This window comes from Methylophilus sp. (assembly GCF_052437885.1).
Taxonomy (GTDB): Bacteria; Pseudomonadota; Gammaproteobacteria; order Burkholderiales; family Methylophilaceae; genus Methylophilus.
Genome location: NZ_JBQVPB010000015.1, coordinates 52,715 through 67,667, shown reverse-complemented (window position 1 = coordinate 67,667; position 14,953 = coordinate 52,715). Strand labels below are relative to the sequence as shown.

At 54.9% G+C, this 14,953-nt stretch carries 14 protein-coding genes; 11 read left to right on the top strand and 3 right to left on the bottom strand.

Translation table 11 applies throughout. The annotated features are described in order from the left end of the window. Nucleotides 1-275 precede the first annotated feature (275 nt). Both ACT6RZ_RS13590 and argH read right to left on the bottom strand, forming a co-directional pair. Nucleotides 276-938 carry a hypothetical protein gene (locus ACT6RZ_RS13590; protein WP_444702632.1) on the bottom strand — a complete coding sequence of 221 codons (663 nt, stop codon included), beginning with the start codon at nt 936-938 and terminating at the stop codon, nt 276-278. Nucleotides 939-988: 50 nt separating this feature from the next. Beyond that, nucleotides 989-2,407, bottom strand: a complete 1,419-nt coding sequence (gene argH / locus ACT6RZ_RS13585; RefSeq protein ID WP_444702631.1) for an argininosuccinate lyase — start codon at nt 2,405-2,407, stop codon at nt 989-991. Between the two features lie 267 nt (nt 2,408-2,674). On the opposite strand from argH, the gene ACT6RZ_RS13580 reads away from it, so the two are divergent. After that, entirely contained in the window at nt 2,675-3,694 is a 1,020-nt protein-coding gene (locus ACT6RZ_RS13580; RefSeq protein ID WP_444702630.1) for a sensor histidine kinase, read from the top strand. Next, on the top strand, nt 3,687-4,460 hold the full coding sequence (locus tag ACT6RZ_RS13575; RefSeq protein WP_444702629.1) for a LytR/AlgR family response regulator transcription factor: 774 nt from the start codon (nt 3,687-3,689) through the stop codon (nt 4,458-4,460). The genes ACT6RZ_RS13580 and ACT6RZ_RS13575 overlap by 8 nt, the downstream gene beginning before the upstream one ends. 86 nt (nt 4,461-4,546) lie before the next feature. Here ACT6RZ_RS13575 and ACT6RZ_RS13570 read toward each other — a convergent pair whose 3' ends face one another. Further along, complete coding sequence (locus ACT6RZ_RS13570; RefSeq protein ID WP_444702628.1) at nt 4,547-5,221, bottom strand: mechanosensitive ion channel family protein; 675 nt, start codon at nt 5,219-5,221, stop codon at nt 4,547-4,549. A 168-nt stretch (nt 5,222-5,389) separates the two neighbouring features. Between ACT6RZ_RS13570 and hemC the strand changes: the two genes are divergently transcribed. From hemC to ACT6RZ_RS13525, 9 genes are all read left to right on the top strand, one after another. Beyond that, nucleotides 5,390-6,334, top strand: coding sequence for a hydroxymethylbilane synthase (gene hemC, locus ACT6RZ_RS13565; protein ID WP_444702627.1), 945 nt, complete (start codon nt 5,390-5,392; stop codon nt 6,332-6,334). After that, entirely contained in the window at nt 6,331-7,113 is a 783-nt protein-coding gene (locus tag ACT6RZ_RS13560; protein ID WP_444702626.1) for a uroporphyrinogen-III synthase, read from the top strand. Before hemC ends, ACT6RZ_RS13560 begins: the two co-directional genes overlap by 4 nt. An 85-nt stretch (nt 7,114-7,198) precedes the next feature. After that, nucleotides 7,199-7,504, top strand: a complete 306-nt coding sequence (locus ACT6RZ_RS13555) for an ArsR/SmtB family transcription factor (protein WP_444702625.1) — start codon at nt 7,199-7,201, stop codon at nt 7,502-7,504. An 11-nt stretch (nt 7,505-7,515) separates the two neighbouring features. Then, the gene (gene aas, locus ACT6RZ_RS13550) at nt 7,516-9,648 is read left to right on the top strand and encodes a bifunctional acyl-ACP--phospholipid O-acyltransferase/long-chain-fatty-acid--ACP ligase (RefSeq protein WP_444702624.1); all 2,133 of its coding nucleotides are present in this window, start codon (nt 7,516-7,518) and stop codon (nt 9,646-9,648) included. Then, the gene (locus ACT6RZ_RS13545; RefSeq protein WP_444702623.1) at nt 9,645-10,868 is read left to right on the top strand and encodes an amidohydrolase family protein; all 1,224 of its coding nucleotides are present in this window, start codon (nt 9,645-9,647) and stop codon (nt 10,866-10,868) included. The genes aas and ACT6RZ_RS13545 overlap by 4 nt, the downstream gene beginning before the upstream one ends. Before the next feature lie 5 nt (nt 10,869-10,873). Beyond that, nucleotides 10,874-12,202 (top strand): MFS transporter, encoded by a 1,329-nt coding sequence (locus ACT6RZ_RS13540; RefSeq protein ID WP_444702622.1) that lies wholly within the window; start codon nt 10,874-10,876, stop codon nt 12,200-12,202. A gap of 8 nt (nt 12,203-12,210) precedes the next feature. Then, nucleotides 12,211-13,845, top strand: a complete 1,635-nt coding sequence (locus tag ACT6RZ_RS13535) for a hypothetical protein (protein ID WP_444702621.1) — start codon at nt 12,211-12,213, stop codon at nt 13,843-13,845. 7 nt (nt 13,846-13,852) lie between these two features. Next, a complete protein-coding gene (locus ACT6RZ_RS13530) occupies nt 13,853-14,362 on the top strand; it encodes a hypothetical protein (RefSeq protein WP_444702620.1) in 510 nt (169 codons plus the stop codon). 169 nt (nt 14,363-14,531) lie between these two features. After that, the gene (locus ACT6RZ_RS13525; protein ID WP_444702619.1) at nt 14,532-14,915 is read left to right on the top strand and encodes a hypothetical protein; all 384 of its coding nucleotides are present in this window, start codon (nt 14,532-14,534) and stop codon (nt 14,913-14,915) included. Nucleotides 14,916-14,953 lie beyond the last annotated feature (38 nt).

Sequence of the window (14,953 nt, the reverse complement as noted above, 5' to 3'; positions counted from 1 at the left end):
GTGTGCAAGCCGCTAGGGCGAGTTTCGTTGGACGCCCACGCTGATGAGCAACGCAGGGAAAAAGCGGAAGCTAGGGTGCATTTCTTTTGGTTACGTTTTCTTTGGGCAAGCAAAGAAAAGTAACTCGCCTAGAGGCGAAATAAAATGTTGAATCAGAGCACTGAACTAGAGCAAAGAAATACCGATGAGAATGTCACAGCAAATGCATCATTCATCACTGTCACCAACCAAACCCTGAGCCTAGCCCGGCTCGCTGCCACCGTAGCAATAATATATCAGCCAGTGGCATCCTTTTTTTTCTGCAATCCCCAAACCACCACCAATACCAACAACAATAAACCACTGCTAACAATCATCACCAAATGCGGTTGTTGCGACCAACCTTGCACTGGCAGATGCCCCATCGCCCTGAGATTAGCCCGCAAGTTAGCCTGCATCTGCGCAGCCACGCCCGGCTGGTTTACCGCGAAGGAAACATGATTCAATTTCATCCATTCCGGCACCTGGATTGAAGGCAAGCTCAGGCTGGGTAACAGGCCCCCCGATGACTCCACCTGCTGCATCTGCAGGCTCATCACCAGGCCTTGCGTCGCAAACATCTGCGGGTCTGCTTCATCGGCTTTTTTAATGCGGTGCGTCACCGTATGCAGCGCTTGCGCATTCGGCACGGCGATCAGTTGCGCAGTAGAGACACGTTGGTCGGCAGTGAGCAGGATGCCGCGGCTGCGGCTAAAGGTGAGTGATTGCTGTACAAAGCGTTGCTGCAACACCGGGCTTTGCGGGTACAGTTTAGCCGCCAGGCTGTTGATGCTTTCGCCCGGTAAAAGCGGCCATAACATCGATTGTTCGTGCCTGGGGTTGGCGATACCGAATGCGGCTTGCGCCGGTTGCTGAACCAGCGCGGCAAGCAGGCTGGCGCAAACTAGTAATCCTGCCATCATCAGCCAATGTGATCTGTGATTCCACTGGTGATGATGCAGGCTGGCCATCAGCGCCCTAACTGTTCCCTGGCTTGTGTGATGGCGCGGCGGACTTGTTCGGGGGCGGTGCCGCCGGTGTGGTTGCGGCTGGCGACCGAGCCTTCCAGGGTGAGGACTGCAAACACGTCATCATTGATGGTGGCGCTGAATGCCTGTAACTCGGCCAGGCTGAATTCGGCCAGGTCGCGGCCTGATTCCACCCCTGCCTTCACGGCATGGGCGACGACTTCGTGTGCATCACGGAACGGCATGCCTTTTTTCACCAGGTAATCGGCGAGGTCGGTGGCGGTGGCAAAGCCTTCCAGTGCGGCCTGGCGCATATTGTCGGCTTTGACGGTGATGCCGCGCAGCATGTCGGCGTAGATCTGCAAGGTCACCAGCAGGGTATCTGCCACGTCAAACAGCGGTTCTTTGTCTTCCTGGTTGTCTTTGTTGTAGGCCAGCGGCTGGCCTTTCATCAGGGTGAGTAAAGCAATCAGGTGGCCGTAGACACGGCCGGTCTTGCCACGTACCAGCTCAGGCACATCCGGGTTTTTCTTTTGCGGCATGATGGAAGAGCCGGTACAGAAACGGTCGGCAATATCAATAAAACCGAATCTTGGGCTCATCCATAAGATCAGTTCTTCGGAAAAACGTGACAGATGCATCATCAGCAACGAGGCGGCGGCATTGAATTCAATGGCAAAATCGCGGTCAGAGACTGCATCCAGCGAGTTCTGGCACACGCTATCAAAGCCCAATAGTTCGGCGACCAGCTCACGGTTGATCGGGTAGCTGGTGCCTGCCAGTGCGGCCGCGCCTAGCGGCAGGCGGTTGATACGCTTGCGCGCATCGGCAAAGCGTTCGGCATCACGGTTGAGCATCTCAAAATAGGCCATCAGATGGTGGCCGAACGTCACCGGCTGCGCCACCTGCAGATGGGTGAAACCGGGCATGATGGTAGCGGCATTCTGTTCGGCCAGATCAAGCAGCGAGGTTTGCAGCGCGCGGATGCCGGCTATGCTGTCGTCGACGATGCTGCGCAACCACAAGCGTACATCGGTGGCGACCTGGTCGTTACGCGAGCGGCCGGTATGCAGGCGTTTGCCGGCATCGCCGATCTTCTCGGTCAGGCGTCTTTCAATGTTCAGATGCACATCTTCCAGGTCGAGCAACCATTCAAACTGGCCGGCTGCGATCTCGTCCAGGATCTCGCCCAGGCCACGCTTGATATCTGCCACATCTTGCGCGGAGATGATGCCTTGCGCACCCAGCATGGTGGCGTGCGCGATGGAGCCCTGGATATCAAATGCAGCCAGGCGCTTATCAAAGTCTACCGATGCGGTGTAGCGTTTCACCAGTTCGGCCACCGGCTCATTAAAACGGCCAGACCAGGCCTGGTCTTTTTGATGCAGCGAAGATTGTGGTTTGGATTGCGAAGTTGTCAAAGCAAAAATTCTTTCTGCCAGAAATTGGGCGTCTAGCGCATGCTTGCGCCACCGGCGCTTAATACTTATGATGCTGGCACGACATTATAAATGAAACGCGCGATTAAGTGATTGAGCGAGATGAAGTGCAAGGCGCAACTGGCGCAGCAAGCGAAATAGTATGCCTGATCCCGCGAAGTTCAGAGCATTACGCACTTGAGCGCACGATTTTCGGCAATCCTGTCCGCGCACACAGCTATTATATGTTTCATCAACGGAAACCGCGCCGTGCGTAAAGGCAGCCGCATCCCTAACTTCCGCAATCTGGGCATACATCTGCGCGTGCTGTTATTGCACGTTTGCTTGCTGGGATTGCTGACCATAGCCGACGGCCAGCCAGGCTGGAGCATTGCGCTGTGGGCTACGCAACTCACACAACTGGCCGGGCAGTGGCTGCCACCGTTGTTGCTGACCATGGGTGGCCTGACATTGTCATATCCGTTGATCGTGCGTCTGCCTTACCGTAGCGGCCTGGCCGCCATTTTCGCGCTGGCGCTGCTGCTCACTGCGTTATGCAGTCATGGTTATCAAGTCTGGATCTCGCCACTCACTACCGCCCAATACCTGCAGATCATGCTGCTGTGCGCAGGCGATGTGGCTTTATGCCTGTATTACCTAGCTCTGTTGCAGCGCGCATATTCACCGGCGATTGCCGAGGCGCGCTTGCAGGCCCTGCAGGCACGTATACGCCCGCATTTTCTTTTCAATAGCCTGAACGCGGTGTTGTCACTGATACGCAGTCAGCCGCAACGTGCTGAAACGGCGCTGGAAGACATGGCAGAGCTGTTCCGGGTGCTGATGGCGGATAACCGGGCGCTGGTGCCGCTGGCACAGGAGATCGCTTTGTGCCAGCAATACCTGAATATTGAGAAACTGCGCCTGGACGAGCGCCTGAACTGCCAATGGCAGGTGGCCGAGATCCCGGCCAGCATCATGATACCGCCGCTGATCTTGCAGCCGCTGGTTGAAAATGCCGTCTATCACGGTATCGAGCCGCTGGCACAGGGCGGCATGATAGTGATAGATATTCATACCCAGGCGCAGGATCTGCTGCTGCGCATCAGCAACCCGTTGCCGCCGCGCCCTGATAAATCCGGCGGTAATAAAATGGCGCTGAAAAATATCCGCGAGCGCCTGCGTCTGCATTACGACCTGGAAGCGCGGCTCAAACAGTATGAAGCGCAAGGACACTACGTGGTCGAGATCACTATCCCTACCCGTCCGCTTTCCGAGGTGATGCATGGCTAGCCAGCAATTGCTGATTGTGGATGACGAACCGCTGGCCAGACAGCGCCTGCGTGACCTGGTCGGCGATGTGGGTGGTTACAACATCGTTGGTGAAGCGGCGAATGGCGTGGAGGCGATGGCGCTATTGCAAAACCAGCCTGTCGATATCGTGCTGGTGGATATCCGCATGCCGGTGATGGATGGCATTGAACTGGCGCAACATATCCGCAAGCTGGCAACGCCGCCCAACCTGATCTTTACCACCGCCTATGATCACTATGCCTTGCAGGCATTTGACCTGAATGCCATCGATTACCTGCTGAAACCTATACGTGCAGAAAGGTTGTCGGCCGCCCTGGCCAAGGCGCGGCCCCTGCAAGCCAAACAGTCGCAGGCCTTGCAGGCATTACAGCAGCCCCCGCAGCACTTAAGCATACATGAGCGCGGCAAAGTGCTGCTGATCCCGCTAGCGGACGTGCTCTATCTGCGTGCCGAGCTTAAATATGTGACGGTGCGTACACTGGAAAAAAGCTATTTATTAGAGGCGTCGCTGAATCAGCTGGAACATAGCTACGCAGAACGCTTTGTGCGCGTGCACCGCAATGCACTGGTCGCCAAAGATGCGATCGCCGGTTACGCGAAACAGCGTGTGTCTAAAGTCGAGCAGGCCGGTGCTGAGCAGATAGGGGCCGAGGCGGGAGAGTCAAGCTGGGTGGTGCTGATCAAAGGGGTAGACGAGACGCTGGCGGTCAGCCGGCGTCATCAGCATGTGATCAGGGCCGTCTGAACGGCGCCAATATATAATCAGGGCCGTCTAAACGGCCCTAGTATATGATCAGGGCCGTGTGAACGGCCCTGGGTGGTGGTGAATAATTACATTTTCTTTTTCTGGTCGGCTTGCTCTATCACCTTGGCTGCCCAGTCTTTACCGCCCAGGCCGAATGCGATCGCCAGAGCCAGAAACACGGCGCCGAAAACAATGATAAACAAGGCGTGTATCAGTTGCATGCCTATGCCCAACTGTTCCAGACCGATGAAGATCGCCAGGATCTGTATGCAATATTCAGCCGAAGTACTGATGATCAGTGCCTGTTCAAACTTGATGCTATGCAACCAGGCGAATACCAGGCGGTTGATAAAGCGTGCAAACAGGGTACCAAAAATCACCACCAGGATAGCAACGATGATGTGTGGCAGGTAGCTGGCCAGTTCACGTAACAACATGGCGACTTCTGTCATGCCCAGCGAGTTGGCGCAGGTGATCACAAACAGCAGTATCACCAGCCAGTAGATCACCTGGCTGATAATGCCGCTCAGCGTGACATTGAAGTTGGCGCTACGCATAAAAGATTCCAGGCCGGAACGTTTGGCGAACGCGTCGAACTGGGTGATCTCCAGCAGGCGTTTGACACCTATGCGTACCATTTTGGCCACTAGCCAGCCAAAAAATAAAATCACTACAACGGCGAGTAATTTGGGTACAAAGTTGACGAGTTCTACCCAAAACTGGTTGAGTGAAGAAAGAAAAATATCGATTTGATACTGCATGGCAGCCCTCCTTTTTTATCGTTGATACTTTAATTTTTAGCAGTGTTCCTGCTTAAAAGCCTTGTTAGCATAACTCAATCCGACCAGGCTGTGGCGTAAAAGGTTCTTGAAAAATACGCTGTAGCTGATGCAACCCAGAGCGACTATGCCCTATGTTAAAATGCCGGCATGACTACCGTTACCCCTCCGAAATCCCTGGTGATCGCCTCGCGTGAAAGTGCATTGGCGATGTGGCAGGCACAGCATATCCAGGCTCGTTTACAGGCACTTTACCCGCAATGCGAGGTGAGCATTTTAGGCATGACCACCACCGGCGACCAGATTCTGGATTCACCGTTATCACGCATAGGTGGCAAAGGCCTGTTTGTCAAAGAACTGGAAAGTGCACTGGCAGATGGCCGGGCCGATCTCGCGGTACACAGCCTGAAAGATGTGCCCATGCATTTGCCTGAAGGTTTCGCCCTGGCCGCGACCGGCGAGCGTGAAGATCCGCGCGATGCCTTTGTCTCCAATCGCTATAGCAGCCTTGAAGAATTACCTGCGGGCAGCGTGGTCGGTACTTCCAGTTTGCGCCGGCAAAGCCAGATCCAGGCGCGCTTTCCGCAGCTGAAGATAGAATCATTGCGCGGCAACGTGCAGACCCGCTTGCGCAAGCTGGACGAAGGCCAGTATGCAGCCATTATTCTGGCCGCCGCCGGGCTGATACGCCTGGGTCTGGGTGAGCGTATCAAAGGCTTTATTGATCCGGCACAGAGTATTCCGGCCGTCGGCCAGGGCGCACTGGGCATTGAGATCAACGCCAGCCGTCACGACCTGATGGCGATTCTGGCGCCGCTCAACCATGTGGATACGCAATTATGTGTAGAGGCCGAACGTGGTTTCAGCCGCGCGTTGGCAGGCAGTTGCACGGTGCCGCTGGGGGCTTATGCCACCAAACAGGATGACACCATCACCATCAACGGTTTTGTCGCCAGCGTGGATGGCCGGCAAATGCTGAAAGAAAGCGTGACTGGTCCGGCGCAAGGCGCGGAAAAGCTGGGTCAGCAACTGGCGCTGAAACTGATAGAGCGTGGGGCGGATAAGATCCTGGCGGCGCTGGATGGCGTGAAATGACCCAGCCGCTGGCTGGCGTGCATATTGCCGTCACACGGCCACCAGAACAGGCGATAAAACTGAATGCCGCCATCACCGCCGCGGGCGGGGTGGTGATCTCTTTCCCCTTGCTGGATATCGCCAGCCTGCCTGACCTGACGGCTTTTCATGCCGCCATTACACCGCTAGCTCAGTTTGACTGGGCTGTTTTTATCAGCAGTAATGCCGTGCAGTATGGCATGCCCTTATTGCAGCAAGACTTACTTCCTGCCACATTATCGCTTCCCGCCACATTGAAGTTCGCCGCTATCGGCCCGACCACCGCCAGTGCCTTGCATGGCTTTGGTATCGCCCAAGTATTGACGCCCAGCGACAGGTTCGATAGTGAGTCTTTGCTGGCATTGCCTGAATTACAACAGATGCAAGGCCGGCGCGTATTGATCGTGCGTGGCGTAGGCGGGCGTGAAGTGCTGGCTGAAACGCTGAAGCAGCGTGGCGCCGAAGTGGTGTTTGGCGAATGTTACCGGCGCATCAATCCGCAAACGGATGCGGCCTTGCTGGCGCAGTCTCACAGTGCAGGGCAGTTGCAGGGGGTTATTATCACCAGCTCTGAAGCCTTGCGCTTTTTGCTCGATCTGGCTGCAGGTTCGGCATGGCTGCAAGCGACCACTGTGTTTGTCAATCATGACCGTATCGCCGAGCAGGCCGCCGCGCATGGGCTCAGCGTTGCCAGTGCCGGGCAACCCGGTGACGAAGCGATGCTGCAATTGCTCACCCGGCATTTCACAGCCAAATCTTGAAGCTACACTGAAGCTACATTAAATCAAACAGCACCTGCAAAAAAATAGTTGACATAAATCACTAAATAACTAATTATTTAGTTATATGAGATCACTTACACAAATTCCAGAGGCCTGGTCAGAGATTTCTGACCTGTTTGTTGCATTGGGTGATGCACACCGGCAACGAATTTTGTTATCGTTTGAAAAAAACGAGCGCCTGACCATTTTGCAGATCGTCGACAGTTCTCAACTCAGCCGCACGGCCGTGACCCACCACCTGAAAGTACTTGAGCGCGGTGGCGCCTTGCGCAGTGAAAAGATAGGTCGCGAAGTGTATTTCTGGGTGAATAAAGACTGGATGCAGCAAGCACTGCAAAATGTCATGAACTATTTAAAAGAAGATATCTAAGGGGAAAGTGCATGCTTGCCAGCCTATTGAGAGTGTTGTGTCGTTTGGTATTCCGCGTCCGCGTGCTGGGGCTGGAGAATATCCCGGCGGAAGACCGTTTACTGATCATCGCCAATCATGAGTCTTTGCTTGATGGCATGTTGATAGGCCTGTTCTTGCCTAAACGCGCTACTTTTGTGGTGCATAGCGATGTGCTTAATAATCCTTTTTTCAGGGGCATACTGAGCCTGACGCCACATGTGGCGGTCAACCCCAGCAGTCCGCTGGCGATGAAGAAAGTCATACAGCGCTTGAACGCTGGTGAAAACGTGGTCATCTTCCCGGAAGGGCGCATCACCTCTACCGGCGCCTTGATGAAGGTGTATGACGGCCCGGGATTCGTTGCCGCTAAAACCGGCGTCAAAGTGCTGCCAGTGCGGGTAGAAGGGGCGGCGCAATCCTACTTTGGCCGTTTATCGGCTGCGCACCCGCGTAAATTATTCCCCAAGGTGACGCTGGCGGTATTGCCAGCCACTGAGATCAAGACCGATTCCGACAGTCAGCCGCCACTCACCAGCAAGCAGCGCCGCCGTATTGCTGGCGTTGCCATGCGCAACATCATGCAGAACCTGTTATTTCAGACCCAGCAAAGCAGCACTTTGTTTGAAACGCTGCTTGATGCGATCGCCAGATCAGGCAGCAAAACGCGCATCATCGAAGACCTGTACCTGGTAGAGGAAAGCTACCAAGACCTGCTGAAGAAAAGCCTGGCGCTGGGCCGCCTGGCCAGCAAGATCAGTCAGCCCGGCGATGCGATAGGTGTATTGATGCCGAATGTCACCAATACTGCCGCCCTGATATTGGGCATGATGGCTTTCAGGCGTATTCCGGCCATGCTGAATTACACTTCTGGCACTGCCGGCATGCAGAATGCCTGTATCGCGGCGAAGATCAGTACCGTGATCACCTCACGCAAGTTTCTGGAAACAGCCAAGCTGCAGGAAGTGGTCGCGCAGTTGCAAGGGATCAACGTCGTCTACCTCGAAGACTTGCGCCCGCAGTTCGGCCTATGGGACAAGGTCTGGTTGATGGGCTATGCCCTGCATTTTCCGCGTGCCGCCATGTTGCCTGCAAAGGCAGAAGACACTGCTGTCATCCTGTTCACCTCAGGCTCTGAAGGCAAGCCCAAGGGCGTGGTGCATAGCCACAAAAGCATACTGGCCAATATCCACCAGATCATGGCCATGCTCGACTTTAATCCTACCGATAAATTCATGATGGCATTGCCTATATTTCATGCCTTCGGCTTTACCGGGACCCTGCTGCCGTTGCTGAACGGTATCCGTATCATGCTGTTTCCGTCACCGCTGCAATACAAGGTGATCCCGGAAGTGATCTACGATAAGAACTGTACCGTGTTCTTCTCCACCAATACTTTCCTGGCCAACTATGCCAGGTTCGCCCACCCGTATGATTTCTACAAATTACGCATAGTGGTGGCCGGTGCCGAGAAACTGAATGAGGAAGTGCGCAAGACCTATCACGAGAAGTTCGGTATCCGTATCCTGGAAGGTTATGGCACCACAGAATGCGCGCCGGTGGTTTCTGCCAATACGCCTATGGCGAATAAAAATGGCACTGTCGGCCAGTTTTTCCCCGGCATCTCCCATACTTTGGAGCCTATCCCCGGCATCGAGCAGGGTGGTCTGTTGCGGGTCAAAGGGGACAATATCATGCAGGGCTACTACCTTTATGACCAGCCTGGCAAGCTTATCCCGCCGCCGGATGGCTGGTATGACACCGGCGATGTGGTGGAAGTGGATGCCGAAGGGTTTATCCATATCAAGGGCCGCGTCAAACGCTTTGCCAAAGTGGCCGGTGAAATGGTCTCGCTGGAGTTGGTGGAGAAGATCGCCAACACGGCAGCGCCCGAGCACCAGCATGCAGCTACTACGCAAAGCAATGCCAATCGTGGTGAAAATATCGTGTTGTACACCACAGATGCCGCATTAAAACGTGAGGATCTGCAAGTCGTCGCCAAAAACCTGGGCGCGCCGGAAATCGCCATCGCCAGGAAAATAGTGCTGGTGGAAGCGATACCGTTGCTGGGTACCGGCAAGACCGATTATGTGACACTGAAACAGATGGCAGCAGAGCAGCCATGAATCGGCGCCAGTTCTTGCTGGCAGCGGGCGGCTTAGCGTTTGCGGGTATCAGCCACGCCGCCTGGCGCTATTGGCCGGATGCCGGCCTGATCAACCCCTGTCTGGCCGAAATGCCGGAAAGCGTGTTGCAACACCCGACCTACCGGCAGATCTGGCAAGGCATCAGGCCGGAGCAGGTGTGGGACTCACACGTGCACCTGGTGGGTGTGGGCGATGCCAGCAACCAGACCTGGTTCAACCCTGATATGGATAGTTGGTCGCACCCGCAGTTAAAGCTGCAAAAAGCGTTTTACATGAATGGTACCTGTGCGGACCCGGCAAACATCGATCACTCCACCGTGGCGAAAATGACACAGCTGGTGGCGGCCATGCCGGCTGGCGTCAAATTGATGTTGTTTGCGTTTGACTGGTACCGCGATGGTGCCGGGCAGGTCCTCAAGGAAAATTCGATCTTTCATGTGTCGAATACCTATGCGGCACACATCGCCAGCCAGCAGCCCGACCGGTTCGAGTGGGTGGCTAGCATACACCCTTACAGACCTGATGCGCTGGACGCCCTGGATCAGGCTTATGCCGGCGGCGCGCGTGCCATTAAATGGCTGCCATCAGGCATGGGTATAGACCCCGCCTCAGGCAAATGCTTGCCGTTCTATAAAAAACTGGCGGCCATGCAATTGCCCATCATTACGCATACCGGCAAAGAAAGCGCCGTGGCTGGCGGTGAGCAGACCTATGGTAATCCGCTACGCATGCGGCAGGCCCTTGATCAGGGGGTCAAAGTCGTGCTCGCGCATTGTGCCAGTGACGGGGCCGATGAAGACCTGGACCATGGTGGCCGGGTGGTCAAAAGCTTTGACCTATTCACCCGCATGATGGACACCCCCGATTACCAGCCTTTGCTGCATGGCGATATTTCGGCCACTACCCTGATCAACCACGCCTGGGTGTTACCCACGCTGATCGCCCGCCAGGACTGGCACGCCCGTCTGGTGAATGGTTCGGATTACCCATTGCCCGGTATCATGCCGCTCACCAATATCAATACCCTGATCGCCAACGGCTGGCTGGCCAGCGAGCATCAGTCATTTTTAGTCAGTTTAAAACAGACCAACCCTTTATTATACGATTTTGCACTCAAGCGTTTGCTCAGCATTAACGGGCAGACATTTTCAACTCAAGTTTTCGAAACCAGACCACTCTTCGAACGCCATTCAAGCTGAACACTATGCATAATCCATTCTCCCTACTTACCCAGCCGCGCTTTCGCCCCTTTTTCTGGACCCAGGGCTTGGGCGCATTCAATGACAATGTATTTAAAACGGCATTCATCACGCAGGTTGCCTTCAATACTGCCAGCCTGACGACCCTGGATGGCGGCACCCTGGTCACTTTGCTGCCCGGGTTGTTTATTCTGCCATTTTTCCTGTTTTCGGCCTCAGCCGGGCAGTTGGCGGACAAGTATGAAAAATCGCAGATCATACGCATGGTCAAGTTGCTGGAGATCGCCATCATGCTATTAGCCGGCGCCGGTTTCCTGCTACATAGTCTGGGCATGCTCGCCCTTGCCCTGTTTCTGATGGGCTTGCATTCCACCGTGTTCGGGCCGGTGAAATATTCTTACCTGCCACAACATCTGCAGCCGCATGAGTTGACCGCAGGCAACGGCCTGGTGGAGATGGGCAGCTTTGTGGCCATTTTGCTGGGGCAGGTATCAGGCGCCTGGTTGGGCAGTTTGCCACAGCATGAATTCTCCACCAGTTTAAGCATACTGCTGATCGCCGTTTCCGGTTTTCATATCAGCCGCAGTATTCCGCTATCACCGGCGCCAGTGCCGGAAATGAAGATCAACTGGAACCCTGTCAGCGAGACCATTAACAATGTGCGCATCTTCTGGGCGCAACAAACCTTGTGGGTAGGTATCGTTGCTATTTCATGGTTCTGGTTTTTTGGCGCCACCTTGCTGGCACAATTCCCCAATCTGGCAAAAGACGGCCTGCATGGCAGCGAGCGCGACTTTATTGCGTTGCTGTCCATTTTTTCGGTAGGCGTGGGTATAGGTTCTGTCTGGTGTGAAAAACTCTCCAAAGGCAAACAGGAGCTGGGCCTGGTCATGCTAGGCGCTGTCGGCATGTCACTGTTTGCCTGGGATTTTGCCGCTACCGCAGGCAGTATCCAGCAACAATTTCTGGCGCACCCTGACTGGACTTTGCAAGCCATCAGTCAGCTGGATTACTGGCGCATGCTGCTGGATGTGGCATTGCTGGGTGTGAGCGGTGGCCTCTATATCGTGCCTTTATATGTGCTGCTGCAATCACGAGTAGAGGCCCGTTACCAATCGCGTGTCATCGCCGCTAACAATATTATGAATGCATTATTCATGGTGGTTTCTGCCGGCTTCTCGCTCATGTTATTCGGTTATGGTTTCAGTATCCCGCAATTGTTTGCGACGACTGCAGGCCTGAACCTGCTGGTGGCGGCCTATTTATGCTGGCGGCAGCCCGAATACTTGTTGAGTAGCATGGCCTATGTCAAACGCTGGTTTGGCGCACAGTAGGGATGCACATGCGGTCATTTGGCTGGTGGTTGCTGGGGTGCTCGCAGATGCTAATGGCGCAGGCCGGAGAGAGGATGGCACAGGCAGGTGAGGTGGTGAAACAGCCGCTGGGGCAATATGCCAGCGAGCAGTTTGTGACAGTGCAAGCGCCTTGCCCGGATTGCCAAGGCCTGGCACAAGCCCTATGGTATTTTAAAGGCGAGACAGTCGCAGTGCCGCAAGCCGGCCAGCCTGTCACCGGCTTTGCTGCCGGCAAGCGCGGTGCGGATGATGTCGCCTCGTTAAATGTGCATGCCCTGCCAGGGCTGGTGTGGACCGGCGCCACCCGGCAATGGGCAAATACGCATTTAGTCGCTGGCGCAAAGCAATTGCGCCTGGCAGATGGTCAGGAATCCGCGTTTGAGATCGTGCCCAAGATACCGACTAATCTTTCATACTGGAACCAGGATAGCCAGGGTTTTTTCGCACAACGTGCGCTGAGCATACGGGGCGAGCAGCAAGGCCCCACCATTGTTGCACGCACGATCTGGCCTGAGGATTTCCGGCTTGACCTGCAGGCCACTGCGCAACCATTGCAAGCCGGTGAATCACTCAAACAACTGGTGCAATTTGAGCATGGCGGCGCCCGCAGCCCGCACCAGAGTCGTTTGCTGTGGCAGAAAACAGCGGGCACTCAGCCGTCACTGGCAGGTAAAGCCGTATTAGGGGTGTTATTGAACGGCGCGCAAGGTGACGACGACGAAGCGCACGGCGGGCATTTTGCGCTAGCCACCGGCGTAGTCGCTGCCGATGGCAGTTACCACCACTGGCTGGTCAACAACTACTACAATCTGGCGACCAATAGCGAGAAAGGCATTATTGCCGGAGTGACGCCTTTTGATAAATACATGGCTGACCTTAACAGCGGGCAGGCGTTTTACCGGCCTTCCTATATGCTGGTGGCCGTCTTCTCCCAGGCGACCATTCCGGCCACTATCCAGGCCTCCAGCAACCGCGTTTACCAGCATTTTTACCGCAATGATTTTATCTATGACCATGCCACTAACAACTGCGCAGGTATCAGTGTCGATGTGTTGCGCAACCTGGGCTGGAAAGTGCCGCAAAGCGGCGGCGAGAGTGTGCTTAAAGCCAGCGCCGCCTATTGGTATATCGCCGCGCAGGAGCGCAGCCTGACTAAAGGCCGCGCGATTTACGATTATCTCGACACCGAAATGACGCGCCTGTTTCCCGCCGTGGCGTTTGATGCGATAGGCAACGACCTGCTACACATCGCCCATACCGGCACCACTGAGACCCTGGCCGGTGACATGCACAACCTGGCAGATCAACTTGAAGCGATTTATTTTGTACGCATCCCGCAACTGCCCTCCAGCCGTGCTGACGGCCTGGCACCCGTCTATAGCTTCGCGCAATATCAGCAGCAGGCCCCGGCTGATCGCAGCCAGTGGAAGATCATTCCAGTCACGCCCAACCCACTGCCGGCTCATTTAAAAAATGGCTGGGCGCTGAAACCGCAAACCACTGCCCTGGTGCCCATACCCGCACTGTTGTTTTTAATCAGTGGTTTGGCGATAATCTGGTTTTTGTTGCTGTTTTCCGGCAAAGCCTTGCGGCGCTTATACCGCAACAAAACCACTCCTTGAACACCACATGATGAAAACACCACACCCTTTTCTGGCCGTTCTGTTAGTCAGCTTTTTAAGCAGTGCTGCGCAAGCAGATGAGGGTTTGGCACTAGAGTCAGAATCCAGGAATGTCGCATCTGCCTTTGTCGGCGCCGCCAATTTTGTGGTGGGCCGTATAGGCATAGAGTGCCTGGCACTGCTAGGCCGTCTGGAAACACCCAGAGAGTATGTCAACATCTGGCAGGAGCGTAATAGCAAATACTACGCCGCCTCCACCAAATACATCGCGAAAAAAATGGAGGCCGCAGAGGCTTCAGGCGGCGTTATCGCCAGGGATGCAGTGCTCAGGGATTATTCCGTGATCGTGCGCAAAGAAGGCGAAGGCATCATCAAGGACTGGATAGGCAAAGGCAATAAAAGGGAAGGCTGCCATCAGGCGGTGATGATGATAGATAAAGGCGTACTGGATGTAAGCCCCGAGGCCGCCATATACCAGGATATTGAAGCCTTGGCTGTGTGGTCCAAGATCAATTAACAGGCTTGTCGCCACCCATGTTTTCATAGTGCGGCGAGCGGGTCAGAGCGACACTGTTGCTGCACTATCCATCGCCGCACAGATTGGCCTGCAGGCTGTTTAAGTCGTTTCGCCAACTTATGCGTAGCTGCGATGTCAGAGAAAGTTCAGAATCAAGGAGGCAATATTTATGTCACTGGCAATCAATCGCAAGCTGGTCCTGACCGCCATTATTTGTTTGTTGTTATACCAGGTGGGCACCTGGATCACTGTCATTGCCGGTGCTGTATGGGGCGCGGGTGCCGCTGTGGTGGTAGCTATCGTTTCTTATGTCTCGGCACGGCTTGCCAAACGCGGTGCGACCAGTACCATCTGGTTTCTGGTGCCGACCTTGTTGTTTACCGTGATCCCGCTACTGGCAAAGTTGTGGAGCGCGTTTACCAGCCAGACCGGCATAGTCGATATGCTGGTGGATCTGATCCCTTTGCTGGTCGGCTTTGTCATCCCTATCGTATTGTTATCAGCTGTCTACCTGGATCTGCGTAAAAAGACGCCAGTGGCAGATGGTCCTTGATTTGAAGCAGTGTTTATTTTCAAGCACCGGCTTTTTTC

Coding starts and splice junctions, on each gene's coding strand:
- ACT6RZ_RS13575 (WP_444702629.1), top strand. CDS start 3,687: ATGGCTAGCCAGCAATTGCTGATTGTGGATGACGAACCGCTGGCCAGA.
- ACT6RZ_RS13590 (WP_444702632.1), bottom strand. CDS start 938: ATGGCAGGATTACTAGTTTGCGCCAGCCTGCTTGCCGCGCTGGTTCAG.
- ACT6RZ_RS13570 (WP_444702628.1), bottom strand. CDS start 5,221: ATGCAGTATCAAATCGATATTTTTCTTTCTTCACTCAACCAGTTTTGG.
- ACT6RZ_RS13525 (WP_444702619.1), top strand. CDS start 14,532: ATGTCACTGGCAATCAATCGCAAGCTGGTCCTGACCGCCATTATTTGT.
- ACT6RZ_RS13530 (WP_444702620.1), top strand. CDS start 13,853: ATGATGAAAACACCACACCCTTTTCTGGCCGTTCTGTTAGTCAGCTTT.
- ACT6RZ_RS13560 (WP_444702626.1), top strand. CDS start 6,331: ATGACCCAGCCGCTGGCTGGCGTGCATATTGCCGTCACACGGCCACCA.
- ACT6RZ_RS13535 (WP_444702621.1), top strand. CDS start 12,211: ATGCGGTCATTTGGCTGGTGGTTGCTGGGGTGCTCGCAGATGCTAATG.
- ACT6RZ_RS13555 (WP_444702625.1), top strand. CDS start 7,199: ATGAGATCACTTACACAAATTCCAGAGGCCTGGTCAGAGATTTCTGAC.
- hemC (WP_444702627.1), top strand. CDS start 5,390: ATGACTACCGTTACCCCTCCGAAATCCCTGGTGATCGCCTCGCGTGAA.
- ACT6RZ_RS13540 (WP_444702622.1), top strand. CDS start 10,874: ATGCATAATCCATTCTCCCTACTTACCCAGCCGCGCTTTCGCCCCTTT.
- ACT6RZ_RS13545 (WP_444702623.1), top strand. CDS start 9,645: ATGAATCGGCGCCAGTTCTTGCTGGCAGCGGGCGGCTTAGCGTTTGCG.
- aas (WP_444702624.1), top strand. CDS start 7,516: ATGCTTGCCAGCCTATTGAGAGTGTTGTGTCGTTTGGTATTCCGCGTC.